At 68.9% G+C, this 25032-nt stretch carries 19 protein-coding genes, 1 tRNA gene and 1 other RNA gene; 6 read left to right on the forward strand and 15 right to left on the reverse strand.

Annotated elements, in window-relative coordinates:
- Position 1 precedes the first annotated feature (1 nt).
- From BMW26_RS12650 to ffs, 5 genes are all read right to left on the reverse strand, one after another.
- Complete coding sequence (locus BMW26_RS12650) at positions 2-1222, reverse strand: acetate/propionate family kinase (protein WP_072591638.1); 1221 nt, start codon at positions 1220-1222, stop codon at positions 2-4.
- On the reverse strand, positions 1219-3342 hold the full coding sequence (gene pta, locus BMW26_RS12655; protein WP_072591639.1) for a phosphate acetyltransferase: 2124 nt from the start codon (positions 3340-3342) through the stop codon (positions 1219-1221). The genes BMW26_RS12650 and pta overlap by 4 nt, the downstream gene beginning before the upstream one ends.
- A gap of 60 nt (positions 3343-3402) precedes the next feature.
- Positions 3403-4137, reverse strand: a complete 735-nt coding sequence (locus BMW26_RS12660; RefSeq protein WP_072591640.1) for a hypothetical protein — start codon at positions 4135-4137, stop codon at positions 3403-3405.
- On the reverse strand, positions 4134-4751 hold the full coding sequence (locus BMW26_RS12665; RefSeq protein ID WP_232224462.1) for a rhomboid family intramembrane serine protease: 618 nt from the start codon (positions 4749-4751) through the stop codon (positions 4134-4136). The genes BMW26_RS12660 and BMW26_RS12665 overlap by 4 nt, the downstream gene beginning before the upstream one ends.
- Positions 4752-4794: 43 nt before the next feature.
- An RNA gene (gene ffs, locus BMW26_RS12670) (signal recognition particle sRNA small type) lies at positions 4795-4891 on the reverse strand.
- A gap of 50 nt (positions 4892-4941) precedes the next feature.
- Between ffs and BMW26_RS12675 the strand changes: the two genes are divergently transcribed.
- The 4 genes from BMW26_RS12675 to BMW26_RS12690 all read left to right on the forward strand — a co-directional run bounded on the left by BMW26_RS12675 (position 4942) and on the right by BMW26_RS12690 (position 12395).
- Complete coding sequence (locus BMW26_RS12675; protein ID WP_072591641.1) at positions 4942-7851, forward strand: DEAD/DEAH box helicase family protein; 2910 nt, start codon at positions 4942-4944, stop codon at positions 7849-7851.
- 87 nt (positions 7852-7938) lie between these two features.
- Entirely contained in the window at positions 7939-8928 is a 990-nt protein-coding gene (locus tag BMW26_RS12680) for an AAA family ATPase (protein WP_072591642.1), read from the forward strand.
- Between the two features lie 13 nt (positions 8929-8941).
- Positions 8942-10153, forward strand: coding sequence for a DUF58 domain-containing protein (locus tag BMW26_RS12685; protein WP_072591643.1), 1212 nt, complete (start codon positions 8942-8944; stop codon positions 10151-10153).
- Positions 10140-12395 carry a transglutaminase family protein gene (locus BMW26_RS12690; protein ID WP_072591644.1) on the forward strand — a complete coding sequence of 752 codons (2256 nt, stop codon included), beginning with the start codon at positions 10140-10142 and terminating at the stop codon, positions 12393-12395. Before BMW26_RS12685 ends, BMW26_RS12690 begins: the two co-directional genes overlap by 14 nt.
- 36 nt (positions 12396-12431) lie before the next feature.
- Here BMW26_RS12690 and trhO read toward each other — a convergent pair whose 3' ends face one another.
- On the reverse strand, positions 12432-13322 hold the full coding sequence (trhO, locus tag BMW26_RS12695; protein ID WP_072591645.1) for an oxygen-dependent tRNA uridine(34) hydroxylase TrhO: 891 nt from the start codon (positions 13320-13322) through the stop codon (positions 12432-12434).
- Positions 13323-13331: 9 nt separating this feature from the next.
- On the reverse strand, positions 13332-14210 hold the full coding sequence (locus BMW26_RS12700; RefSeq protein ID WP_157538284.1) for an aminoglycoside phosphotransferase: 879 nt from the start codon (positions 14208-14210) through the stop codon (positions 13332-13334).
- A gap of 244 nt (positions 14211-14454) precedes the next feature.
- Between BMW26_RS12700 and BMW26_RS12705 the strand changes: the two genes are divergently transcribed.
- Positions 14455-14542, forward strand: a tRNA-Ser gene (locus BMW26_RS12705).
- Positions 14543-14659: 117 nt separating this feature from the next.
- Here BMW26_RS12705 and BMW26_RS12710 read toward each other — a convergent pair.
- The 8 genes from BMW26_RS12710 to BMW26_RS12745 form a co-directional block, all read right to left on the reverse strand.
- Positions 14660-15259, reverse strand: coding sequence for a GNAT family N-acetyltransferase (locus BMW26_RS12710; RefSeq protein ID WP_072591646.1), 600 nt, complete (start codon positions 15257-15259; stop codon positions 14660-14662).
- 29 nt (positions 15260-15288) lie between these two features.
- The gene (locus BMW26_RS12715; RefSeq protein ID WP_072591647.1) at positions 15289-15927 is read right to left on the reverse strand and encodes a phosphatase PAP2 family protein; all 639 of its coding nucleotides are present in this window, start codon (positions 15925-15927) and stop codon (positions 15289-15291) included.
- Between the two features lie 30 nt (positions 15928-15957).
- Positions 15958-17322, reverse strand: a complete 1365-nt coding sequence (locus BMW26_RS12720; protein ID WP_394194683.1) for a multidrug effflux MFS transporter — start codon at positions 17320-17322, stop codon at positions 15958-15960.
- A 160-nt stretch (positions 17323-17482) separates the two neighbouring features.
- The gene (locus BMW26_RS12725) at positions 17483-18634 is read right to left on the reverse strand and encodes a cystathionine gamma-synthase (RefSeq protein WP_072591648.1); all 1152 of its coding nucleotides are present in this window, start codon (positions 18632-18634) and stop codon (positions 17483-17485) included.
- A 73-nt stretch (positions 18635-18707) separates the two neighbouring features.
- Complete coding sequence (locus tag BMW26_RS12730) at positions 18708-20084, reverse strand: cystathionine beta-synthase (RefSeq protein ID WP_056279809.1); 1377 nt, start codon at positions 20082-20084, stop codon at positions 18708-18710.
- 89 nt (positions 20085-20173) lie between these two features.
- Positions 20174-21133, reverse strand: coding sequence for a carbohydrate ABC transporter permease (locus BMW26_RS12735; protein ID WP_053097424.1), 960 nt, complete (start codon positions 21131-21133; stop codon positions 20174-20176).
- Positions 21130-22269: a carbohydrate ABC transporter permease gene (locus tag BMW26_RS12740; RefSeq protein WP_053097425.1), complete on the reverse strand. Its 1140-nt coding sequence runs from the start codon at positions 22267-22269 to the stop codon at positions 21130-21132. The genes BMW26_RS12735 and BMW26_RS12740 overlap by 4 nt, the downstream gene beginning before the upstream one ends.
- Before the next feature lie 103 nt (positions 22270-22372).
- Positions 22373-23689, reverse strand: coding sequence for an ABC transporter substrate-binding protein (locus tag BMW26_RS12745; protein WP_053097426.1), 1317 nt, complete (start codon positions 23687-23689; stop codon positions 22373-22375).
- 282 nt (positions 23690-23971) lie between these two features.
- Here BMW26_RS12745 and BMW26_RS12750 point away from each other — a divergent pair, with 282 nt between their 5' ends.
- Positions 23972-24976 carry a LacI family DNA-binding transcriptional regulator gene (locus BMW26_RS12750; protein WP_053097427.1) on the forward strand — a complete coding sequence of 335 codons (1005 nt, stop codon included), beginning with the start codon at positions 23972-23974 and terminating at the stop codon, positions 24974-24976.
- Positions 24977-25032 lie beyond the last annotated feature (56 nt).

Genomic DNA, 25032 nt, shown 5'->3' on the forward strand with positions numbered 1-25032 from the left:
GTCAGAGCAGACGGAACGTCTGCCGGGCGATCTCGAGCTCTTCGTTCGTGGGCACCACGAGCACAGCGACTCTGGACGCGTCCGTCGAGATCCGCCGGACTCCGCGCTGGCGTGCGGCATTGCGCCCGTGATCGATCTCCACGCCGGCGAATCCGAGCGTCGCCATCGCTTCCGCGCGCACGGCCGCTGCGTTCTCGCCGACCCCCGCGGTGAAGGAGATCACGTCGACTCCGCCGAGCTGCGCGATGTACGACCCCGCATACGCCCTGAGCCGGTGGATGTAGACGTCGAACGCGAGCGTCGCCGCCGCATCTCCCGCTTCCCTGCCCGCGAGGATGTCGCGCATGTCGCTGCGCCCTGCGAGGCCTTTGAGCCCACTGCGCGTGTTGAGGAGCGCGTCGAGATCGTCGATCGAGTACCCGGCTCGACGCGAGAGGTGCACGAGGGCCGCAGGATCGAGATCGCCGGACCGGGTCCCCATGACGAGCCCCTCGAGCGGAGTGAGCCCCATCGAGGTCTCCACCGATCGGCCACCCTCGATCGCGGTCACCGAGGCGCCGTTGCCGAGATGGAAGACGAGCTGGCGGAGTGTGCCCAGGTCGCGCCCGAGGAACGCGGCGGCCGACTCGCTCACGAACTGGTGGCTGGTGCCGTGGAATCCGTATCGGCGCACCCGGTGCTCCGCGGCGAGCTCTGCGTCGATCGCATAGGTGTAGGCGGCCGGAGGCAGTGTCTGATGGAACGCCGTGTCGAACACGGCGACGTGCGGGACGCCGGAGAACACCGCCCTCGCCGCGACGATCCCGGCGAGGTTCGCGGGGTTGTGCAGCGGGGCGAGCACCGAGAGCTCCTCGATCTGCTCCTCGACGTTCGGTGTGACGAGGGTGGGTGCGTAGAACCGTGCCCCGCCGTGCACCACCCGGTGTCCGACGGCGACGGGCGGATGCTCGTCGAGCAGCGGACCGTGCTCGGCGAACTGGTCGAGCATCACCGTGAACGCGGCATCGTGATCGGCTACGGGCTGCTCGGAGTCGTACGAGGCATCGAGCATCGTGACGACGGCATCCCCTCCGGCATCCGGACGCACCGTGTGGCGGACGGCACTGAGGTCCTGTCCGATCCGGTCGATGAGTCCCGTCGCGAGCTCGTTCTCGTTCTCGATGTCGATCAGGCTGTACTTGAGCGACGAGGAACCGCTGTTGATGACGAGGATCGCGCTCATGCGGTCGCTCCTTCGGACTGCGCCTGGATCGCCGTGATCGCGACGGTGTTGACGATGTCGTCGACCAGCGCACCGCGCGAGAGGTCGTTGATCGGCTTGTTGAGACCCTGCAGCACGGGGCCGATCGCGACGGCACCCGCCGATCGCTGCACCGCCTTGTACGTGTTGTTGCCGGTGTTCAGGTCGGGGAAGACGAAGACGGTCGCCCGCCCTGCCACCGCCGAGTCGGGGAGCTTCGCCTTCGCCACCGCCGCGTCGGCCGCGGCGTCGTACTGGATCGGGCCTTCGACGAGCAGCTCGGGTGCACGCTCGTGCACGAGTGCGGTCGCGGCTCTGACCTTGTCGACGTCGGCACCCGAGCCGGACTCCCCCGTCGAGTACGACAGCATCGCGATGCGCGGCTCGATGCCGAACTGCTGTGCGGTCGCCGCCGACGAGATCGCGATGTCGGCCAGCTGCTCGCTCGTCGGATCCGGGATCACCGCGCAGTCGCCGTAGACGAGCACCCGGTCGGCGAGCGCCATGAGGAAGACGCTCGACACGACGGTGACGCCCGGCTTGGTCTTGATGATCTCGAACGACGGGCGGATCGTGTGCGCCGTCGTGTGGGCGGCACCCGAGACCATGCCGTCCGCGAGGCCCAGGTGGACCATCATCGTGCCGAAGTACGACACGTCGGTGACCGTGTCGGCGGCCTGGGCCAGCGTAATGCCCTTGTGCGCCCGCAGCCGCGCGTACTCGGCCGCGAAGCGCTCGACCATCTCGGGATCGTTCGGGCTGATCACCTGGGCCGCCGATATGTCGACGCCCAACTCGACCGCCCGAGCCCTGACCGCCGACTCGTCGCCGAGGATCGTGAGATCCGCGACCTCCCGGGCCAACAGAGTCGCCGCCGCTCGGAGGATGCGGTCGTCATCGCCCTCCGGCAGCACGATGCGTCGACGGTCGGAGCGTGCTCTCTCGATGAGGCCGTACTCGAACATCAGCGGAGTCACGACGCGCGACTCCGCGAGACCCAGCTGAGTGGTGAGCTCGGCGATGTCGACGTGGGTCTGGAAGAGCCCCAGCGCCCGGTCGTAGCGGCCCCGCGACTCGGGCGAGATGCGGCCACGGGCCCCCATCACGCGCACCGCGGTGTCGTAGGTGCCGAGGTCGGTCGCGATGATCGGCACGGTCGAGGTGAAGCCGTCGAGTAGCTGGACGATCGGCTCGGGAAGCGGGAAGGGGCCGTTCAGGATGATGCCGGCGACTCGGGGGAACGTGCCGGACGCATCCGCGAGCAGCGTCGCGAGCAACACCTCGGTGCGGTCGGCGGGGATCACCACGACCGACTCCTCCGTGAGCCGGGGAAGCACGTTCACCATCGACATGCCCGCGACGACGATCGTCAGCGCCTCGCGTGCGAGACGGTCTCGGTCACCCTTGATGAGCCGGCCGTCGACCGCGGCGAGGATGCCGTCGATCGACGGTGCCACCAGGGTGCGGTCCTCGGGGATCGCCCACACCGGCGTGGTCTTCTGCGGGCGCACCGCCGCGACGGCCTGTTCGATGTCGTCGAGCCGCTCGGGGTCGGCCCGGTTCACGATGATCGCGAACAGCTCCGCACGCTCGACCTCGAGTTCGGAGAGCGCGAGCGCCCCGATCTGTCCGACCGCGGCGGGAGTGCGGGCGGTGGTCGTACCCAGCTGCTCGGCCTGCCGCTGCTGATCGCGACCGCTGAGCACGAGCAGCACGGGCGCCGCCAGGTTCGCGGCGATCCGGGCGTTGTACCCCAGCTCTGCGGGGCTGGCGACATCGGTGTAGTCGCTGCCGATGATGACGACCGCGTCGCACTGGGCTTCGACCGCCTTGAACCGGGCGACGATGGTCGACAGCGCCCGGTCGGGGTCGTCTCGCACATCGTCGTAGGTCACGCCGATGCAGTCCTCGTAGTCGAGGTGCACCCCGTCGTGTGCGAGCAGCAGCTCGAGCACGTCGTCGCGCTCGGTCACCGACCGGGCGATCGGGCGGAAGACGCCGACCCGCGGGGTGACGCGCATGAGCGCGTCGAGCACGCCGAGGGCGATGGTCGACTTACCGGTATGGCCTTCGGCCGAGGTGATGTAGATGCTCTGCGCCACAGTCCCACCCTAGGTGCACGACCTCATGATCTCGCTGGGTTGACAGCCGTGCGAAACAGCTCAGCAGGGCGTCGAGAGCGCATCGACCACGGCTGCGGCGTCAGAGGCGTAGCGCGTGTAATAGGTGGGGTCGAGGTTGATCTGCACCCGGTGGATCGCGAGCGACGGATCCATCGACTGCCAGTCGGGGACTCTCGCGAGGCGCTCGTAGAACAGCGTCGCGGCGGTCGCCGGGTCCATGCGCTGCTCGGCCGAACCCCACCAGTGCTGCTGTTGGAAGAGTCCGATGCTCGTCGTCCGGCTGCCGTCGGGGTTCGTGAACCCGCTCGTCTCCCAGTCGCCGTAGTCGATGTTGTTCAGGCTGCTCTCGCCCATCGCCGTCATGACGCCCAGGATCTGCCCGTCTCGACCGAAGCCGAGCGCGGTCGCCGTCTGCATGATGGTCGCGGCGTTCTCGAGCTGCTCCCCCTGCCAGCCCGCGACACCCGCCTCCGGGAACGTGGTCGGATCGGAGATGCAGATCGCCAGCGGCTTCTCGTGGGCGAGTCCCAGCGGGATCAGCACCGCGGCGAGCGCGACCAGGATCACCGCCGCCGCAGAGAGTGCGACGCGTCGCAGCACCTTCGCCCGCCGCATCCGCCGCTGCGCTCGACGTCGCGGCGACGCGCGGTGCGTGCGTGCGCGCTGCCGACTCGCCGTCTTGCCGTCAGTCGCCTTGCGGGCGCCTGCCTTCCTGCGAGCCGCCGTCTTCCTCGTCGACGGCGTCTTCCTCGTGGTCGCGCCCCGAGAGCTCATACGCTGCGGGTCTCGCGTCCGCCTCTGCCGACGAACGCGGCGAGGCCGCCCCCGATCGCACCGAACAGATGCGCCTGCCACGAGATGCCCTCGCGAACGCCGACGACGCCGGCGAGCATCGAGCCGCCGTAGAGTCCGATCACGATGAGCGCGACGATCGCATAGAGCACGCGATGAGCGACTCGTCCCGGCGCGAAGACCCGCATCACGGTGTATCCGAAGTATCCGAAGACGAGTCCTGATGCCCCGACAGTCAATGCTCCTGGCGCGTTCACGAGCCATGTGCCGAGGCCGCCGACCACGGCGGCGAATGCGGTGACGGTCCAGAACCTGCGAGCGCCTTCGACAGCGACGAGGCTGCCGAGCACGAGAAGCGGCACGGTGTTGCCGATCAGGTGCGCCCAATCCGCGTGCAGGAGAGGCCCGACCACGATGCCCCCGAGACCCGAGAGGTCCCAGGACCGAAGACCGAAGCCCGTGAAGGACCCGGGGAGGATCGCGTCGACGAGCTGCACGAGCCACATCAGGGCGACGAGCAGCAGAGGCGCCGCGAAACGGCCGAGAGCGCTGGAGCGCGGGGAATCGGCGGTGCGGGTCACATCGGGCCTTGTCACGTCACGATCCTGTCAGGACTGCCCCGGAGGACCCTGACAAAAAGAAAGTGACCCTCCGCGCACCCAGCAGAGCCCGGTTACCCTTGCTGCGTTTCCGCCCTGGGGGAATTGGCCTGGATGCCGCCACGCGGAGAGCCGTCGACAAGTCTAGCCGATGTCTGCCCCTGCTCTTTGACAGACTGGGCAGGTCATGGATCCCGTCGCCGCCCCTCCCCTGTCGACGTGGCATTTTCCGGGCACGCTGCGCACCTACCAGGCCGAGGTCCTCGACCGGATCCCTCCGGGAGGCGCAGCCCCGCTGCACATCGTCGCTCCGCCAGGCTCCGGGAAGACGCTGCTGGGCCTGCTGCTCGCCGCACGCGAAGGCCACCGCACTCTCGTGCTGTCGCCGACGGTGACCATCCGCCATCAGTGGGTGCGCACCGCGTCCGAGCTGGCGCCGGACGCGGCGGCCGTCTCGGATGATCCCGAGCGTCTCGGCGACCTGACGGTGCTCACCTATCAGCTGCTCAGCGTGACGGGAGACGGCTCACCCTTCGACGACCTCGCCAGGGCGATCTGGACGGAGGAACTCGTCGCGAGCGGCCGCACCGAGGCGGATGCCGCGACGTGGCTCGCCGAGCTGGCGGTCGACAACCCCGCCCGCCACCGCTCCGGCATCCGCAGTCGTGCGCGCCGACTGCGTTCGCGTTTCACCCGCCAGCGCCCTTCGGAGCTCGCTCGCGTGCTGCACCCGAACGCCGTCGCGCTCATCGACCGACTCGTCGAGGCGGGGGTGCGCACGGTCGTGCTCGACGAGTGCCATCATCTGCTCGACCACTGGGCGATCGTGGTGGCCTATCTGGTCGCCCGCATCCGAGAGAGCGGCGCGGAGCCGACGCTGATCGGCCTCACCGCGACCCTGCCGTCGCCCGACGACGAGACCGAGTACGAGAACTACAGCCACCTGCTCGGCGAGGTCGACTACGAGGTGCCGACACCGGCGGTGGTCAAGGAGGGCCACCTGGCTCCGTATCGCGATCACGTGATGTTCACCGAGCCCCTGCCCGAAGAGGCCGCGTTCATCCGACGGCACGAATCGCTGCTGCACGACCTGATCACGCAGGTGCTGTCGACCCCCGACGCGCTGTCGTACCTCGAGCATCACCTCCAACCCGCAGACCCGCAGGACGCCTCTCTCGCCGAGACTCCGCTCGCCCGCCTCGACCGTGCCTTCGCGACGGACTTCGCCCTCACCCGGTCATGCGCTGTCGTGCTGCGCGAGGTCTCTCCGCAGCATCCGCTCATCGCCTCGATCCCGCCGGCCCTGCTCGACCGATGCACGACCGACGACCTGCTGACGGTCCTGTCACGGTTCGCCCAGGCCCGACTGCTCTCGGATCCCTCTGCCGTGCGCCAGTGGGAGTACGTGCGGCGCTCGCTCGCGGACTTCGGGTATGCGCTGACCGACCGGGGTATCCGACGCGGCCGCAACCCGATCGAGACCACTCTGGCGTTCTCCGCCGCCAAGGACCACGCGGCCGTCGAGATCCTCCAGCGAGAACTCGCCGGCGCCGACGGCGATCGGATCCGCGCGGTCGTCGTGACCGATTTCGTCGAGCACGGCAACAGCCGCGGTCTGGCCGGTGACGCACCCGCCGGGGCGCTCCGCACGTTCGGCCTCCTCGCCGTCGACGCTGTCACCTCCCAACTGCGCCCCGTGCTGCTGACCTCGCAGCACCTGCGTGTCCGCGCCGACGACGCCGCCGACACCGCGGTCGCGCTCGGCGAACTGCTCGGCGAGCCGGTCGGCATCGCGGAGGGCACCGGTCCCGTGCGCGACCTACAGGTGCGCGCCGCCGGAAGCGGACGAGTCGTCGCGGCCGTGTCCGAGCTGATCCGCCGAGGCGATGTGCGCCTGCTCGTCGGCACCCGGGGGCTGCTCGGCGAAGGCTGGGACTGCCCGTCGGTGAACACCCTCGTCGATCTCACGACCGTGGCCACCTCATCCGGCACCCAGCAGCTGCGGGGGCGCACCCTGAGGCTCGATCCGGCATGGCCCGAGAAGGTCGCGCACAACTGGTCGGTCGTCTGCCTGATCCCGTCGCACGTCGACCTCGACGATGCGTCCGAGTCCCTGCGACTCCGTCGTCGGCATTCGCATCTGTGGGGGCTGAGCGCCGAGGGCGACGGCCGGATCGTCAGCGGACTGGGTCATGCACTCACCGCACCCGCCGTCGAGGCGTGGACTCGTGTGCTCGACAAGGACCCGTCGACGACGATCGCGGATCTCGGCGCCCTCGTGCGCGCGCAGTGGCCCTCTCGGAGTCGGACGAGGGAGGAGTGGCGGATCGGCGAGCCGTACCGTGCCCACGAACGGGAGACGGTGTCGATCCGTCGGACGACCCGCGCCCCACTGCTTCGCGCCGCGCAGACGGCGAGGGCGGGAGCGGTCGGCGGCTTCCTCGCCGGCGCCGCGACGACAGGCGTGCTCGTCACCGTGCTCGCGCTCTTCGGGGTCTCCTTCGCCCCTGCCTTCGGGGTCGCGCTCGCGCTGATCGGGGGCGCTGTCGCTGCGACCGCATCCGCTGTGCGCATGCTCGTCCGCTCTCTGCGCGATCGCTCGAGGCCGGCCGAGATCTACCGAGCCGCGGCGGTCGCCGTCGCCCGCACGCTGGAGGAGGCAGGACGCGTCGGGCGGATCGACGAGTCAGCGATCACTGCGCGTCCGGACGACGCCGACCCCACCCGCATCCGCATCGAGCTCGGCGGCTCCGTCTCGGACGCACGCGTGATCGCCGATGCCGTCGAGGAGCTCTTCGCACCGGTGCGCACACCCCGGTTCCTGCTGCGCATCGACGCGGCCGGGCTGCCGCGGGTCCGGGTGCTCGAACGCCTCGCCGACCGCCTCTCCCCCGGACGCACGCTTCTCGCAGTGCCTCGCCTGATCGCCCGGCGGCGCGGAGACGCCGAGCGCTTCTGCGACCATTGGCGGGCCCTGATCGGCACGTGCTCACTGCACGAGCTGAGCGGGGTGCAGGGACTCGCCCTGCTGCGTGTCGCGCGCAGCGCCGACAGCCGGGTGGACCCCGCAGAACCCCGGGCTCGTGTCTGGGGCTGATCCCCGACGCCGGTTCTCACCCCAACCGTAGGCAGCCGGGTTACGATCGGTTCACGCGCACCGCAGCGCCCACGCGAGAGGGAACGCATGCCAGAGAACCCGCCCCTGATCCCGGCCGTTGTCGACGCCGAGCAGTTCGCCGCGCAGACGTCTGCCATCGTCGAGTCCGTCGGACGGGTGATCGACGGCAAGCCGGATGCCGTGCGGAGCGCGCTCGTGTGCCTGCTCGCCGAGGGACACCTGCTGATCGAGGACGTGCCAGGCGTCGGCAAGACGATGCTGGCACGCGCGCTGGCCGCGAGCGTGGATGCGACCGTCCGCCGCATCCAGTTCACTCCCGACCTCCTCCCCGGCGATGTGACGGGCGTGAGCGTCTACAACCCCGTCGATCGCGAGTTCGAGTTCAAACGCGGCGCCGTGTTCGCGCACATCGTGATCGCCGACGAGATCAACCGCTCGTCGCCGAAGACGCAGTCGGCGCTGCTCGAGGCCATGGAGGAGGGGCAGGTGACGGTCGACGGGTCGACCCACATGCTGCCCGATCCGTTCCTGGTCGTCGCGACCCAGAATCCGCTCGAGATGGAGGGGACCTATGCGCTGCCCGAAGCACAGCGCGACCGCTTCATGATGCGCATCTCGATGGGCTACCCGGATGCGGCGGCCGAGGCGCTCATGCTGCGACAGCGAGACACCGTGAACCCGCTCGCCGCGGTGCGAGCGGTCGCCGATGCGGCGTCGATCTCGGGACTGATCGCCTGGGCGCGCTCCGTGCATGTCGCGCCGGCGCTCGAGGAGTACACGGTCGCTCTGGCGCAGGCCACCCGAGCCGACCCCAATCTGCACCTGGGTGCGAGCCCGAGGGCGACTCTTCAGCTGATCCGCGCCGCGAAGGTGTGGGCGGCACTCGACGGACGCGACTTCGTGATCCCGGACGACGTGACCGCGCTGATCGTCCCGGTCTTCGCCCACCGACTCCTTCCCGCCCGCGGCGCGCACCGCGCCGGAGCCCAGCCGGTCGAGGCGGCTCTGCGGCAGATCGTCGAGCGCATGCGGGTGCCCGTGACCGCGCGCTCCTGACCCGCCGCTCGCCATGCCTCGCCGTCGAACCCTCACCCTGCGGGGAACGGGTGCGCTCCTCTCCGGTCTCGGCTGCCTGATCGCGGCGAACATGCTGGGCGCGCCGATCCTCCTCTACATCGGCATCCTCCTTCTCGTGCTCACCGTCTTCTCGGTTCTCGTCGTGCGACTGCCGCGGCGCACGGGCACCGTCACGCGGCAGGTCTCGACCGACCTGCTGACCGTGTCGGAGACCTCGCGAGTGACCCTGCGCTTCACCCTGCGGGCCCTGCGCGTTCCCCGCGGCCTCTGGCGCGACGTGCTACCGCCCGCGGTGAGCGGCGACTCGGCGGGCGAGTACCCGTCCGAGACCGGCCAGCTGACCTATCTGATCACCGGCGTCCGTCGCGGCGTGTGGCCGATCGGCCCACTGGTGGTGCGCACCGTCGACCCGTTCGGTCTCGCGCAGCGCGAGCAGGCGTTCGGCGAGACGCGCACGGTCACCGTCGTCCCTGAGGTGTTCACGCTCGCGCCGCTGACCGTCAAGGTCGGGGCCGCCGGCGGGACCGCGCACACGTCCTCGAGTCGGCTCGGGCAGGGCAGCGACAATCTCTCGCCGCGCCGCTACATCCCGGGCGACTCGATGCGCCGCATCCATTGGCGGGCGACCGCGCATCGCGGACAGCTGATGGTGCGGCAGGAAGAGGAGGAGTCCAGCCCCGACGCTCTCGTGATCCTCGACCGCAGCGCCGCACGCTGGGCGCGCCCGGGTGATGCCGAGGACCCCGCTTTCGAGACCGCGGTGTCGATGTGCGCCTCCGTCGCCGTGCACCTCGTGCAGGAGGGATACGGCGTCGATGTGATCGACAGCGGCGGGACTCTGCTGGGCACGCTGCGCGGCCACGAAGACGATCGGGACGGCCTTCTCGTCGCCCTCGCGCTGGTCGGCCCGCGCGGCGAGCCCCGCGACCTCCCGACTCTGGTCGGTGGCACACCTCCGGGTCCGCTCGTCTACATCACAGGCGAGATCGACGACGAGGATGCCGCCCTGCTGCGCCCGTCCGGAGCGGCAGCGCCGATGCTGTTCGCGACCGCACCGGGCACCGGCGTCGTCGCGGCGGCCGAGCGGAACGGCTGGCGCTTCGCGAGACTCGGCGACGACATCGCAGAGGCGTGGGAGGACGTGCTGCCCGACCGCATCGGCGGCACCACGGACCACCGGGGAGCGACCGATGTCCCGAGCTGAACGACAGGCCGAACGCGGATCCCGCCTGTCGTGGCACCGCGAGCACGAGCTGCCCGTCGGCACCGTCCTGCCGTCGGTGCTGGCTGCGGCGGCGGGGCTCGTCGCGATGTGGCCGTTCACCTCGGTCATCGAACCCGGCAGCTGGTCGTTCGCGGTCCTCGCCGTGATCGTCATCACGGCGCTCACGGGCATGACGTGTCGCACGCTGATGCGCGGCCGTCCGGCCTGGGCACGCGACCTCGTCACGATCGCCGTCCAGATCCTGGTGGTGATGGGCACCGTCATCCTGCTCGTCGCGGGCGACACCGCGGTGTTCGGCGTCGTGCCCACCGAAGCGACGTTCTACACCTTCCAGGCTCTCGCCGCCGCTGCCTGGGAGGAGATCGCGTTCGGTTCGGCCCCGCTCGCCGCATCACCGGGGCTCCAGGCGGTGATGGGCCTGGGGTTCGGCGTCGTCGCCATCCTGCTCGACCAGCTCGTCGCCCAGCGCGGCGCGATCCTCGCCAGCCTCCTCACCGCCGTCGTCGGATCCCTGCCGATGATCGCCACTCTCGGGGGTGTGAACGTCGTCTGGTTCGTGCTGCTCGGCATCCTGATCCTCGTGCTGCTGCGGTATACGGCGGCGCAGAATCCCGATTCGCCGCGGCGGACATCCGTGGCGGTCGCCGCCGGCGTCGGCGTCGCTGCGCTCGCGGCGACGGTGATCGTCGCACCGGTGCTGCCGGTCTCGGCCACTCTCACGGGCACAGGTACGGGGGTCACCGTCGATGCGTCGCTGCGCCTCGGCGATGACCTGCGACAGCCGAACCCTGTCGAGGTGCTCACGTTGGCGACGACGGCGGACACCGCGCCCTACCTGCGACTCACGACGCTGTCGTCGTTCGACGGGCGCGTGTGGGAGCCCGATCGCGGTGACCTGCAGGCGCAGAGCGAGGGATTCGGCCCCGACGAGTGGGCGGACGACATCGAGACGACCGACCAGAACACCTCCATCCGCGTGATCCGGATGTCGAGTTCATGGCTCCCCGTGCCGTACCCCGCGACCGGCGTGCAGGGACTTTCCGCCGCCTGGCGGGTGAGCCCCGAGAACCGCACTCTCGCGTCTCGCAACGGGGATGCCGTCGGCAACGACTACACGGTGCGGTCGCTCGAGGTCTCACCGACTCTCGAGCAGATCCGCGCGCTTCCCGCCGCTTCGCCGATCGTCGACCCCGATGCCGAGCCGGTCGACCTGCCGGACGTGATCGGCGAGACGGCGGCCGAGGTCACGGCGGACGCCACGAACGACTACGACCGCTTGGTCGCGCTCCAGTCGTGGTTCCGGAGCCAGTTCGCCTACTCTCTCGAGACCCCTGTCGATGAGGGCTTCGACGGCACCGGAGCCGATGCGGTCGCCGAGTTCCTCGAGGTGCGGTCGGGATACTGCATCCACTTCGCCGGGGCGTTCGCACTCATGGCGGAGAGCCTCGACATGGAGGTGCGCATCGTCGTCGGTTACCTTCCCGGTGCGCTGACCGAGACGACGCGCGGCGATGAGGCGGTGTACTCGGTCTCGAGCGACCAGCTGCACTCATGGCCCGAGGTCCTCTTCCCCGGCGTCGGCTGGGTCCCGTTCGAACCGACGGCGTCTCTCGGGGTTCCGACGGCCTTCAGCGCCGCGGCGACGACGGGCGGGGGCACGGGCGGCGCCGCGACGCCCGCTCCGACGGCGGCTCCCAGCACCGAGCAGACCTCGGGACCGGAGCTCGAGCGTGAGGATGCCGGCGACAACGCCGGCGCGACCGGGGAGCGTCGTCAGCTCGACCCCACTCCCGTCGTGCTGACGACTCTCGGGGTGTTGGTGGTGCTGCTGATGCCCGCATTCGCTCGTCTCGCGCTGCGGTTCGCGCGACGCGGGCGCGCGCGGGACGGTGACGCCGGAGCCGCGTGGGCCGAGCTGCGGGCGACCATGCAGGATCTGCGCGTACCCCTGTCGGACGCCGAGACCCCTCGCATGCGCGGCGATGACCTCGTGAGAGACAGCGGCGTGAATGCCGACGCCATCAGAGTGCTCGTCGCCGCAGTCGAGCAGGCGAGCTATGCGCGCCCCTCGGCGAGCGCGGCCCGAGATCTCGACGCCGCTCTGATCGATGTGACGGCTCAACTGCGCCGCAGCGTCGATCGCTGGACGAGGGTCCACGCGTTCCTGCTGCCGCGATCGCTCTTCGTCAGCCGCCGCACCGACGTGCCGCTGCTCGTCTGAGTAGTACCGCGACTGCCGAAGGTGGTGGCGAGGGGATCAGGCGGCGTGCAGCTCGCAGCGCACCGAGTCGCAGGATTCGCAGACGACGAACTGGGTGCGGCAGGCGGGGTCCGGGCAGTTCGCGGTGCGCTTGGTCGGCACACCGCAGCCGACGCACTCGCCGATGACGGCCGCGTGGTCGGAGAAGTCGACGGAGCCGCGCTTGTCGAACACGTAGAGCGACCCCTCCCAGAGGCCGTCGTCACCGTACTGCTCGCCATAGCGGACGATGCCGCCCTCGAGTTGGTACACCTCGCCGAACCCGCGGGCTGTCATCAGGCTCGAGAGCACCTCGCAGCGGATGCCGCCCGTGCAGTAGGTGACGACCGGCTTGCCTTTGAGGTCGTCGTAGGCACCCGAGTCGAGCAGCTGCACGAAGTCGCGAGTCGTCTCGGTGTCGGGAACGACCGCTCCCCGGAAGCGGCCGATCTGCGCCTCGAGCGCGTTGCGTCCGTCGAAGAACACGACCTCGTCGCCTCGCTCCCCCATCAGCTCGTGCAGCTCTTCCGGTGTGAGCCGAGTGCCGCCGCCGATGACGCCGTTCTCATCGACCCGCAATTCGCCCGGTGCTCCGAACGACACGATCTCGTCGCGCACCTTGACGCTGAGCTTCGGAAAGTCGACGCTACGACCATCCGCGTCGACGCCGGTGCCTTCGCTCCACTTGATGTCGGCGTTCTTGAAGGGCGCATAAGACCGGAATGACCGCGCCCATTTCTTCAGCGCCAGAAGGTCACCGCCCAACGTGCCGTTGACTCCGTCCTTCGAGATGAGGAGCCGTCCGCGCAGCCCGAGCGCTTCGCCGAGGTCGCGCTGCCACACCCGGATCGCATCCGGATCGGCGAGCGGGGTGAAGACGTAGAAGAGGACGATCTTGGGGGTTGCCACCCAGAGATCCTACGTCGCACGAGCGGGAGCCCGACGCCGCAGCGGCACCCGAGTGCCGAGAAGCCGCCCGACGTGACGATGCACCGCGGGCACGAGTCCGACGTGCTCCCCGGCGTCCGCACGTGTGAGCAGCTTCGTCATCACGTACAGCTGAGAGACGATGCCGCTCTCGGTCTCGAGGTCCCGACGGAATCGCCGCGCGATCTGATCTGCCACGTGCGGAACGGCCAGGGAGTGTCCGAGCAAGAAAGCCGGGTCATAGCCGCGCGGCGCCAGACCCCAGGACTCCCAGTCGGCGATCGCGAACGGCTCCCGGTGAAGGTTGTTCCAGTGCAGGTCGCCGTGGCTCGCCACCCAGTCGTCCTGGTCGACGTCGAGGTCGATGCCGAAGAACACGCCGATCCTGCGGCGCATGATCTCGGAATCGAGCACGGTGCGCTCCGTCGGCGTCGCCGCGACGGCGTCGAGGTTGCGTTCGAGCGCGGTCCACCACGTCTCGTCCAGCCCGGGCGTCCGCTCGAGCACGGATGTCGGAGCGCACACCCGACCGGGAAGCAGGCTCATGAGGTCGGCCCGATACACCAGCGGTCCTTCCTCCCACGCCCGCGCGTCGATCAGCCGGGGCTTCTCGACCCCGGTGATGGTCATCGCGTCCTGGTTGCCGACCCACCACGAGCTCCTCGCCCACTCGCTTCGAGCCCAGACGACTCGCAACCAGTATGAGGAGCCGGCCCGTTCGACGGCAGAGCCGATCGACCGGTCGCGCCATCCGAAGCGTGAACGGCCGATCGCATCGAGGCCGAGGTCTGCGAGAGCGCGGGAATGTGCCAGGCGCAACGCGGTGCGCACAGGAGTGCTGGCCACGGTGGGCAAAGGGTCTGTCGCCATGAACGTCCTTCCGAGACGAGTTCGCCGATCGGTGTCGGCTGCGCGGCCGGGCTCACACACCCTGGCCGTGCGCTCTTATATGACTGCATAGTGTCTACGTTCGAGGCTAGAGAGCATCGCTTCGCGGGCGCAAGGCTCGGACACATCGCATACCGGTGGAGCAGCATCCCGCCGGATGATGGCCTCCACACGAGCTGGTCATGGGCTGCCCACCCGATCGGATAGACTGTTCAGGTTGTTCCTTGGTGACGTGTCCGAGCGGCCGAAGGAGCACGCTTGGAAAGCGTGTGTTGTGCAAGCAACCGCGGGTTCGAATCCCGCCGTCACCGCCAAAAAGCATGAAGGGTCTCCGCGCCAGCGGGGGCCCTTCATGCTTTTCAACGAGCACCGTGGGATTCGGGGAGGCGCGGGCGCAGCGAGCACCGGAGTCCCGCCGCCCGGCCGAGAACTCAGTCGAACGTCACGCCGAAGCTCTGTCCGCCCGGCTCCGCAGGGAGCGGTGTCATGCCCAGCCGCTTGTAGAAGGCGGCGGCGCCCGTGTTGTCCGGGTCCATGCCCAGATGCAGCCCCCGCACTCCGCGGCGGCGCAGTTCGCTGAAGAGCGTCTCGATCAGCTGGCGCCCGAGTCCCTGACCCTGGGTCTCGGGCAGGAGGTCGATGTGCAGGTGCGCGGGGTAGTCCTCCGCGTTCGCGTCCCGGCCCGGGGCCTGCGCATAGCCGTATTCGATCATGCGATCCTCACGGGTGCTCGGCTCGTCGACCCTCGGGTACCGCTCCTGTCGCCTAGGCCACCACTCGTCGCGGAACCAGGTCGCGAAGGCATCCGTGTCGTCCGTCGCCACGATGTAGCCGATCACGCGCTCGTCGTCGGTCTCGACGACCCAGGCGAGGTCGGGGTGGCGTTCGACGTACGGCACGGCGAAGAGATCGCCCCAGAGCGAGTCGTCCGAGAAGATCCCGGTCGCGTCGGCTCCGGCATCCGCAGTCCGCACGCAGATGTCGTACAGCGCGGCACGGTCGGACGGACGATACGGACGGATGCGCGACAATGCTGCTCCTCGATGCGATGTGGACGGTGTCAGCCTACCGGCGCGACTGCAGGGTCGTCCCGCTGCGACGTCGACTGCACCCACGGCAGCAGCCAGGCCCCCAGCACGAGAACGACGCCGGCGCCGACCAGCGCACCGCCCAGCGTGTCGGTGGCCCAGTGCACCGACAGGAGAGTACGCGAGAGCGCCATCGCGACCACCCAGAGGATGCCGAGGATCGCGGTCCACACACGAGGGAAGACCAGCCACAGGACCATCGCGATCGTCGCCGCGTTGGCGGCGTGCCCCGAGGGGAACGATCCGTAGTCGCTCACGACGATCATGTCCTCCGGGCGCGCTCGTCCGAACAGGTGCTTCAGCAGCTGCACGGCGCCGGCGCTCGCGAGGAACGCCACAGCGGCGAACACGGCGGCCTGCCATCGCCGAGCCACGAGAAGAGCGGTGATCAGCAGCAGCGGAACGAGCAGGATCGCTATCCACCCGCCGCCGATGCTGTTCAGCACCAACGCAAACGACAGCATGGCGTCGGTGCGGTACGTGCTGATCGTCTCGTTCCACCAGGTGTCGAAGCCGGGAGGCTCGGTGTACCCGAACACGATCGCCGCTCCGAGGAGCGTCGCCGCGACGAGCATCCCTATTCCCCACCACAGCAGCGTTCGTGATCTCATCGAACCATTCTGCCGGTCGGAAGCTGAAAGTCAGGGAGCCAGCATGCCGACAGTCCGTGGGCGCACGATCAGCCACAGTGACAGAACCCCGATGGCCGCGCATCCCACCATCACGGAGGCCATGGTCGTGGCGGTGATCCCCGCACCCTGAGAGACCCAGCCGACGACCGGCGAGATCAGCCCTGCGACGCCGAAGTTCGTGGCTCCGATCACGGACGCCGCGGTGCCCGCCGCCTTGCCGTGCCTGTCGAGAGCGAGCACCTGCACGTTCGGGAAGGTGAAGCCGCAGGCCGTCATGAAGACGAACAGCGGGATGACCGTGCCCCACAGCCCGAGGCCGAGCTGATCGGTCACGATGATGGCGATGCCCGCGAGAAGCAGGACCGCCGTCGAGTAGGCCATGACCCACTGCGGTCCGAAGCGCGCGGCGAGTCGCGAGGCCGTCTGCACGCCGGCGACGACACCGAGCGAGTTGACCGCGAACAGGAGACCGTACTGCTGCGCGTCGAGCCCGTGCGTCTGCTGGAACAGGAACGGCGAGGCAGACAGGTACGAGAACAGACCCGAGAAGGTCATGCCCCCGATGATCAGCACGCCGATGAAGACGCGATCGGAGAACACCGAGCGGTAGCGCTGCATAACTGTCGCGCCGCCCTTCTCCTGGCGGCGTGCGATCGGCAGCGTCTCGGGGATGAAGACGATGGCCGACACGAGCATGACGACGCCGTACAGGGCCAGCACGACGAAGATGCCGCGCCACGGCATCAGCGTGAGCAGCCATGAGCCGATCAGCGGGGCGATCACCGGAGCGACGCCCGACACGAGGGCGAGCCGCGACAGCATCACCACGAGCCTGCGGCCGCCGAACAGATCGCGGACGATGGCCATGGCGACGACGCCGCCTGCGGCCGCTCCCACGCCCATCAAGACGCGGGCGCCGCTGAGCAGCGGAAGGGTGGGCGCGTACGCCGCCGCCGCACTGGCGAGCACGTGCAGCGCTGTCACGACGATCAGCGGGATACGGCGGCCCACTTTGTCACTGAGCGGCCCCACGACGAGCTGGCCGAGCGCGAAGCCGATCATCGTGCCCGTCAGGGTCAGCTGGATCGCTGCCGCCGTGGTCTCGAAGTCCTGCTCCAGCACCGGGAAGGCAGGCAGATACAGGTCGATCGTGAACGGGCCGAGCGCGGTGAGCGCGCCGAGCAGCACGATGTACAGGGCTCGGCGGCCGTTCGAGATCGAGTCGCCGGGGTGCAGCATGATCGGCGCGGTGGCCGGGTTCGAGCCGAGCGTGCGGATCGCGCCCGTCGACGACGGGATGCGGATGCTGCCCGTGGCGGTCCGCTCAGGAGCGGGGGCGGTCGGGATGGAGTCAGTGCGTGGAGCGTCGGGCACGACGGTCCTTCCGGAGTTGGAGGGGATCAGGTGAGTCGCGAGGGATCACGTCGCGAGAGCGGCCGAATCCGCGACGGAAGTCGAATCGATTCGATCCGGGCGAAGTCTCCATGCTACAGCCCGCTCGCGCCCACCTGCGTGCGCCATCGACGCCGAGGGGTCAGCCGAGGCGAGCGAGCCCCTGCTCGAGGTCGGCGATCAGGTCGTCGACGCCTTCGATGCCGACGGACAGCCGAACGACGTTCTCGGGCACGGCGAGCGCGGTGCCCCGCACCGAGGCGTGGGTCATGTCCGGCGGGTATCCGATCAGCGACTCGACACCGCCGAGGGACTCCGCGAGCTGGAACAGCTCGGTCAATTCCGCGAACGACTTGGCTGCATCGGCACCGGCGGAGAGACCGAGTGACAGCATCCCGCCGAACCCGCTCATCTGCCGCGTGGCGACGTCGTGCCCCGGGTGAGAGGCGAGCCCCGGGTAGTACACGGTCGCGAACTCCGGGCGGCCGGCTGCCCATTCGGCGATGGCCTGCGCGTTCTCGGAGTGCTGGCGCACCCGCACCGCGAGCGTCTTGATGCCGCGGGTCGTGAGCCAGGCGTCGAGAGGCGCGGAGACCGCACCCACCGCGAACTGCTGGAACTTGACCTGCTCGAAGAAACGGTCGTCGCGGAACACGACAGCACCGCCCAGCACGTCGGAGTGCCCGCCCAGGTACTTCGTGGTGGAGTGCACGACGAGATCGGCGCCGAGCGAGAGCGGCTGCTGCAGTGCCGGTGAGGCGAAGGTGTTGTCGACGACGGCGATCGCCCCGGCCGCGTGGGCGATCTCGGCGATGAGCTCGATGTCGACGATCTTCAGCAGCGGGTTGCTGGGCGTCTCGACCCAGACGATCTTCGTCTCGGGCCGGATCGCCGCGCGCAGCTCGTCGACGTCCGACAGCTCGACCGTCGTGGTCTCGATGCCCCAGGGCGCGAGCACCTTGGTGAGCAGGCGGTAGGTGCCGCCGTAGACGTCGTTTCCGAGCACGATGTGATCGCCGGGTCGGAGGATGCCGCGCAGCAGCGCATCCTCCGCAGCGAGCCCCGACGCGAACGACAGCGCGTTCGCGCCGCCTTCGAGTGCGGCGAGCTGCGTCTCGAGCGATGACCGTGTCGGGTTGCCGGCTCGGTTGTACTCGTACCCGTCTCGGAACCCGCCGATGCCGTCCTGCACATGCGTCGAGGCCTGATAGATCGGCGGGATGATCGACCCGGTGGTCGGGTCAGGCGCCTGACCTGCGTGGATGGCTCTGGTGGCGAAGGCATGCTCGGACATGTCCCTCAGCCTACGTCCGCTCCGGCGACCGCATCCGCTCCTGTTACGTCCGGCGTCCGGCGTCCGTGCGGGATCAGCGGGAGATGTACGACAGCAGGTCCTGTCGCGTGAGCACGGTGTGCGGCTTGCCGTCGAGGGTGACGAGCAGCGCGTCGACATCGGCGAGCGCCGCACGTGCCTGCGCGATCGGCGCATGGATGCCGATGAGGGGCAGCCTGTCCCCCACATGATCGCCCACGGCGTCCGCGGGCTTCGCATCGCCTCGGAACAGCAGGTCCAGCAGCCCCTTCTCGTCGACCGTGCCGACCACCTCGCCCATCATGACCGGCGGCTCGGCGCTCAGCACCACCAGCTGAGAGACGTCGTACTCGGTCATCATGCCGATGGCCTCGAGCACGGTGTCGGTCGGATGCGCGTGCACCAGATCGGGGATGCCCTCCCCCAGGCGGGCCGTGCGCGCGGCGAGCACGTCGCCGACGGTCTCGCCCTCCTCCACCTCGCTGAACCCGTACGAGCGCATCCAGCCGTCGTTGAAGATCTTGCCGAGATACCCGCGCCCGCCATCCGGAAGCAGCACCACCATCACGGCGTCCGCCGGCAGATCACGCGCCACCCGCAGCGCGCCGACCACGGCCATGCCGCTGGAGCCTCCGACGAGGATTCCCTCTTCTCGCGCGAGCCGCCGGGTCATCGCGAACGACTCGGCGTCGTCGACGGCGACGATCTCGTGCGGCACGCTCGGGTCGTAGGCGCCGGGCCAGATGTCCTCGCCGACTCCCTCGACCAGGTACGGGCGCCCGGTGCCGCCACTGTAGACGCTGCCCTCGGGGTCGATTCCGACGATGCGGACCCGATCGTCCGACACCTCCCGCAGATACCGGCCGGTTCCGGTGATCGTGCCCCCGGTGCCGACCCCGGCGACGAAGTGCGTGACGCGGCCGTCGGTGTCTCGCCAGATCTCGGGGCCGGTGGTCTCGTAGTGGCTGCGCGGCCCGTTGGGGTTCTCGTACTGGTTGGGCTTGAACGCCCCGGGGATCTCGCGGGCGAGCCGGTCGCTCACGCTGTAGTACGACTCGGGGCTGTCGGCCGCCACCGAGGTCGGAGTGACGACCACCTCGGCACCATAGGCGCGCAGCACGTCGATCTTGTCCTCGCCGACCTTGTCTGGCAGCACGAAGACGCACTTGTACCCGCGCTGCTGGGCGACCAGCGCGAGTCCGACGCCGGTGTTGCCGCTGGTCGGCTCGACGATCGTGCCGCCCGGCCGCAGGTCGCCCGAGGCCTCGGCCGCGTCGATGATGCGCGAGGCGATGCGGTCCTTCGCGGAGCCGCCGGGGTTGAGGTACTCGAGCTTCACGAGAACCGTGCACTCCACGCCCTCGGTGACGTGCTGGAGCTTCACGAGGGGCGTGTCGCCGACGAGGTCGACGATGGAGTCTGCGTACTTCATGTTCACAGCGTACGTGCGACGATGCCGCGACCGGGGCTGTGTTGCGCCCGATCGCGGCATCGTGTGCTCGACCTGTCTCCGAGAGCCGATCAGCCCTTGGTGGACCCCGCCAGGAGTCCTCGCACGAAGTACCGCTGGAGCGAGAAGAAGACGATCAGCGGGACGATGATCGACACGAAGGCTCCTGCGGTGAGCAGGTACCATCCCTCGCCGCGACCGGTGATCTCGGCGAGCACCTTCGTGATCGGCGAGGCGGCGCCGTCGGCGAACACGAGGGCGACGAGCAGGTCGTTCCACACCCACAGGAACTGGAAGATCGCCACCGACGCGATCGCCGGCATCGTCAGCGGAAGCACGATCCGGAAGAAGATCTGTCCGCGGGACGCGCCGTCGACGCGAGCCGCCTCGATGATCTCCCCCGGGATCTCCGACATAAAGTTGTGCAGCAGGTAGATCGCCAGCGGCAGCGCGAACATCGTGTGCGCGATCCACACCTGTGCGTAGCCGCCCGAGGCGTCCAGTCCCTGCGTCACCTGGACGCCGAACAGGTTGATGCCCCGCGAGAACGACGACAGCAGCGGCACGAGAGCCATCTGGATCGGCACGATCTGCAGCGCGAACACGAAGATGAACAGCGCGTTGCGTCCCTTGAAGTCGATCCAGGAGAACGCGTAGGCCGCCATCGCCGCGATCATCAGCGGGATGAGCGTGGCGGGGATCGTGATCACGATGGAGTTGAAGAACGACTCCAGGATCGTCAGCTGCGTCGTTCCGGACTGCAGCACGGCGACATAGTTGTCGAGCGTCAGCTGCGGGTTGGTGAAGACCGTCCACCAGCCGCTCGTCTCGATCGCGTCCCTCTCACGGAACGACGAGATGAACAGGCCGAGCGTCGGGATCGTCCACACCACGGCGATCACGATCGATGCGACGGTGGCCCACGGACGGCTCAGGCGCTTGCGCGCGCGGCCGGCCGAGGCTTCGAAGCGTCCGGCGGTGGTGATCGCCCTCGTGCTCTGTCCGGTGTCTGAGTTCACGGTGTCGGTCATCGGATCTCCCGCTGCTTCTTGATCTGGCGCGCGTTGTAGATCACGATCGGGAGCACCAGGATGAACAGGATGACGGAGAGCGCAGCGCTGCGTCCCGCCTCGAACTTGGAGAACTGCGTGTACATCTCGTTCGCGAGCACCGAGGTGCCGTAGTTGCCACCGGTCATCGTGCGGACGATGTCGAAGACCTTCAGCGAGGCGATCGAGATGGTGGTGAGGACGACGATCAGCGCGGGGCGGATCGACGGGATCGTCACCGAACGGAATCGCTCCCACGCGTTCGCGCCGTCGAGCTCGGCCGCTTCGAGGAGCTCTGTGGGAACTCCCTTGATCGACGCCGACAGGACGACCATCGCGAAACCGGTCTGCACCCAGATCAGCACGACGATGAGGGCGAGGTTGTTCCACGGCCCGTTGAGCAGGAACTGCTGCGGCTCTCCGCCGAACCAGACCAGGATCTGGTTGAGCAGACCGATCTGTTCGAACTCCGGACCGCGGTAGGCGTAGACGAAGCGCCAGATGATGCTCGCGCCGACGAACGAGATCGCCATCGGCATGAAGACGAGGAGCTTGTAGATCTTCTCGCCGCGGGTCTTGTCGATGAACACCGCGTAGGCCAGACCGACGATGGTCGAGAGCGTCGGGACCAGGAGCACCCAGACGATCGTGTTCACGACCGAGGTGACGCCGTCGGACTGCGTGAAGATCCAGAGGTAGTTCGAGAAGCCGACGAAGTCACTGCCGGTGGAGTTCCAGAACGACGCGTAGACCGTCTGGATGGACGGCAGGATCAGGCCCGCGAGCAGCAGCAGCATGGCCGGGGCCATGAATGCCACGAGCTGGATCAGGTACCCGGCTCCGTCGCGGGAACGGTAGTCGAGGAAGAAGAACAGGGCGCCGACGGCGACCGCTACTCCCATCGCCCAGTAATAGGAGTTGAAGAACCACATCACCGCGAACGGGATGAGCAGGCACATCGCCAGGCGGATGCCGGTGTAGAGCGCGCCCTTGCGGGGCGCGATGTCGACGAGAAGCAGGATGACGACGACGACCACCGCGAACGCGATGACGACGGCGAGAGCCTGGGCGATCGGGGGCAGAGACCCGATCCATTGGAAGAACACAGTCGCGTTCATGGATTCCCCTTCATGAGACGGAGCTGATCAGCGGTCCGCGCGGCGATGCGCGGACCGAGAGGGAGAAGGTGGGCCGCCCGACGGGGCGGCCCACCTCATCCGATCAGCTGGAGGGCCAGCCGGTCTCGATCTGGGTCAGGACCTCGTCGGTCGAGGTGCCGTTGATCCAGGCGACCATGCCCTTCCAGAAGGTTCCCGAGCCGACGGCGCCGGGCATCTGGTCGGATCCGTCGAAGCGGAACGTGACCGAGTCGTCCTGGAGCAGCTTGATCGACTCCTGCAGGATCGGGTTCTCGACGGCCTCGATGTCGACGCCCTTGTTCGCAGACGTCACGCCACCGAGCGCCAGACGGCTGTCAGCCCACTCGGGGCTCGAGAGGTACTCGAGCACCTTCTGCGTCGCCTCGTCGTCGCTGAACGCGCCGACGATCTCGCCACCACCGGTGATGAACGTCTCGTCCTCGCTCTGGCTCGGAAGCAGGAACGCCCACACGTCGCCGTCCTCGGCGATGTTCGTGCCCTCGGGGAAGAAGCCCGACAGGAACGACGCCTGGTGCGTCAGTGCGCACTCGCCGCTCGCGACCGCAGGGGCCACGTCGCCGAATGCCGTGGAGTTGACCGAGCGCACGTCGCCGAAGCCGCCGTTGACGTAGGCCGGGTTGAGCAGGATCTCGCCGGTGGCGTCGAACGCCTCCTTGATCTGCGGGTCGGTGAAGGGGATCTCGTTCTTGACCCACTGGTCGTAGACGTCGGCGCCCGCGTTGCGGAGCACGAGGTCCTCGATCCAGTCGGTGCCGGGCCAGCCGGTCGCCACACCCGACTCGAAGCCGGCGCACCAGGGTGCCTTGCCGCTCTTCTCCTGGATGGTCTGGGTCAGTGTGAGCAGCTCGTCCCAGCTCGTGGGCTCCTGGACTCCCCACTCGGCGAACTTCGTCGGCGAGTACCAGACCCAACCCTTGACGCTCGCCATGAGCGGCGCGCCGTAGAACTCGTCCTCGTAGGTGCCGAAGTCGACCCACCCCTGCGTCCAGTACTCCTTGGCGTTCGCCTCGACGGCGTCAGGGGCCGGCTTCAGGAAGTCGCGAGCCGCGTAGTCCGCGAACAGACCCGGCTGCGGGAAGATCGCGATGTCGGGCGGGTTGCCGCCCTGTGCACGGGTGCCGAGCTGAGTCTCGAAGTCCTGGCTGCCCTCGTACTTGATCGTGATGTCGTTCTCCTTCTCGAAGTCCGCCCAGGACTCTGCGAGAAGTTCTGCCTCTCCTTCGACGATCGTGCCGTAGATCGTGACGGTGTTGTCTCCGCCGCCGCCTTCTCCCCCGCCGTCCGTGCCGCCGGGAGCACCACAACCGGCGAGCGCGATGCCCGCGACTCCCAGCAGTGCGATTGGCGCGTAACGCCGGGAACGCTGTGACAGACCCATGTGAATTCTCCTCTTCGAGTTTCCCGGCTCCCACGACATTCCGCGCCGCCCCTCGGCACAGAATCGGGAACCGATTCCAGGACAACCTATCGGGGTCCGACGCCGCGGCACAATAAGCCAGGATCACAGACTGACAACCATTCGCAGCGCCCTGGCACGAACCATGGGAGCGCTCCCTCACAATTCCTGTGGAACCGGTTCCTTTTCGTCCCTGCGACCCGTTACGCTGTCATCGGCGCAGGGGTGGGGGCTCGCGTCGCAGTCATGGTCGAGGAGGACCGGATGAGCACGATCGCCGACGTCGCGGCGCGCGCTGGCGTGTCGAAGGCGACGGCGAGCCGAGCACTCAGCGGACGCGGTTACGTCTCGGAAGACACCCGCAAGCGGGTCGCCGATGCTGCCGGAGAACTCGCCTATGTCGCACACTCCTCCGCGACGAGTCTCGCCACGGGTCGCACGCAGACCGTCGGAGTCATCATGCCGCCGGTCGACCGCTGGTTCTTCTCGGAGCTGCTCGCCGGCATCCAGGAATCGCTGTTCGCCCTCGACTACGAGCTCGCGCTCTACGGCATCCGCGAAGGCAGCGAGACCCGCGAGCGCCTGTTCGACGTCGTGCTGCCCGGGCGACGGTTCGACGGGATCATCGCCGTCGGCATCCAGCCCAGCGCACAGGAGCTCGAACGTCTGCACCGCTCCGAGCGACCGCTCGTCAGCGTCGGTCCGTACAGTGAGGGATCCAGTGCCGTGTCGATCGACGACATCGCCGCCGCCCGGATCGCCACCGAGCACCTGATCGAACTCGGCCATACCGATATCGCGTTCGTCGGCGGATCCACGGATCCGGACCATCTCAGCTTCGGCGACGCCCAGCGCGTGGAGGGATATCTCGAGGCTCTCGCCGCGGCGGGACTCGAGGCGGTCGCGAGGATCGCGGACAGCCGCCCGACCATGCCCGGCGGCTACGCCGCCGCCGTCGAGCTCCTCGGTGACCGCAGAGGACGCCCCACCGCGATCGTCGGCGTCTGCGACGAGGCGGCGATCGGCGCGATGATCGCGGCACGTCGCCTCGGCATCGCCGTGCCGACCGAGCTCAGCATCGTCGGAGTCGACGACCACCAGCACGCCGAGATGTTCGCGCTCACGACCATCAGGCAGTCACCGCGCGAACAGGGCCACGAGGCAGTGCGCCTGCTGCGGCAGCAGATCGACCACCCGGATTCTCCGCGCGAGCGCACCGTGACGACATCCTCGCTGGTCGTCCGGAGCTCCACCGCCGGACGACGCTGACCGCTCCTCTGCGGATCTGCGCCCCGGACGCACGAAAGCCCCGGGCGGACCCGGGG

Source organism: Microbacterium sp. 1.5R (genome assembly GCF_001889265.1).
In the GTDB taxonomy this organism is placed as follows: Bacteria; Actinomycetota; Actinomycetes; order Actinomycetales; family Microbacteriaceae; genus Microbacterium.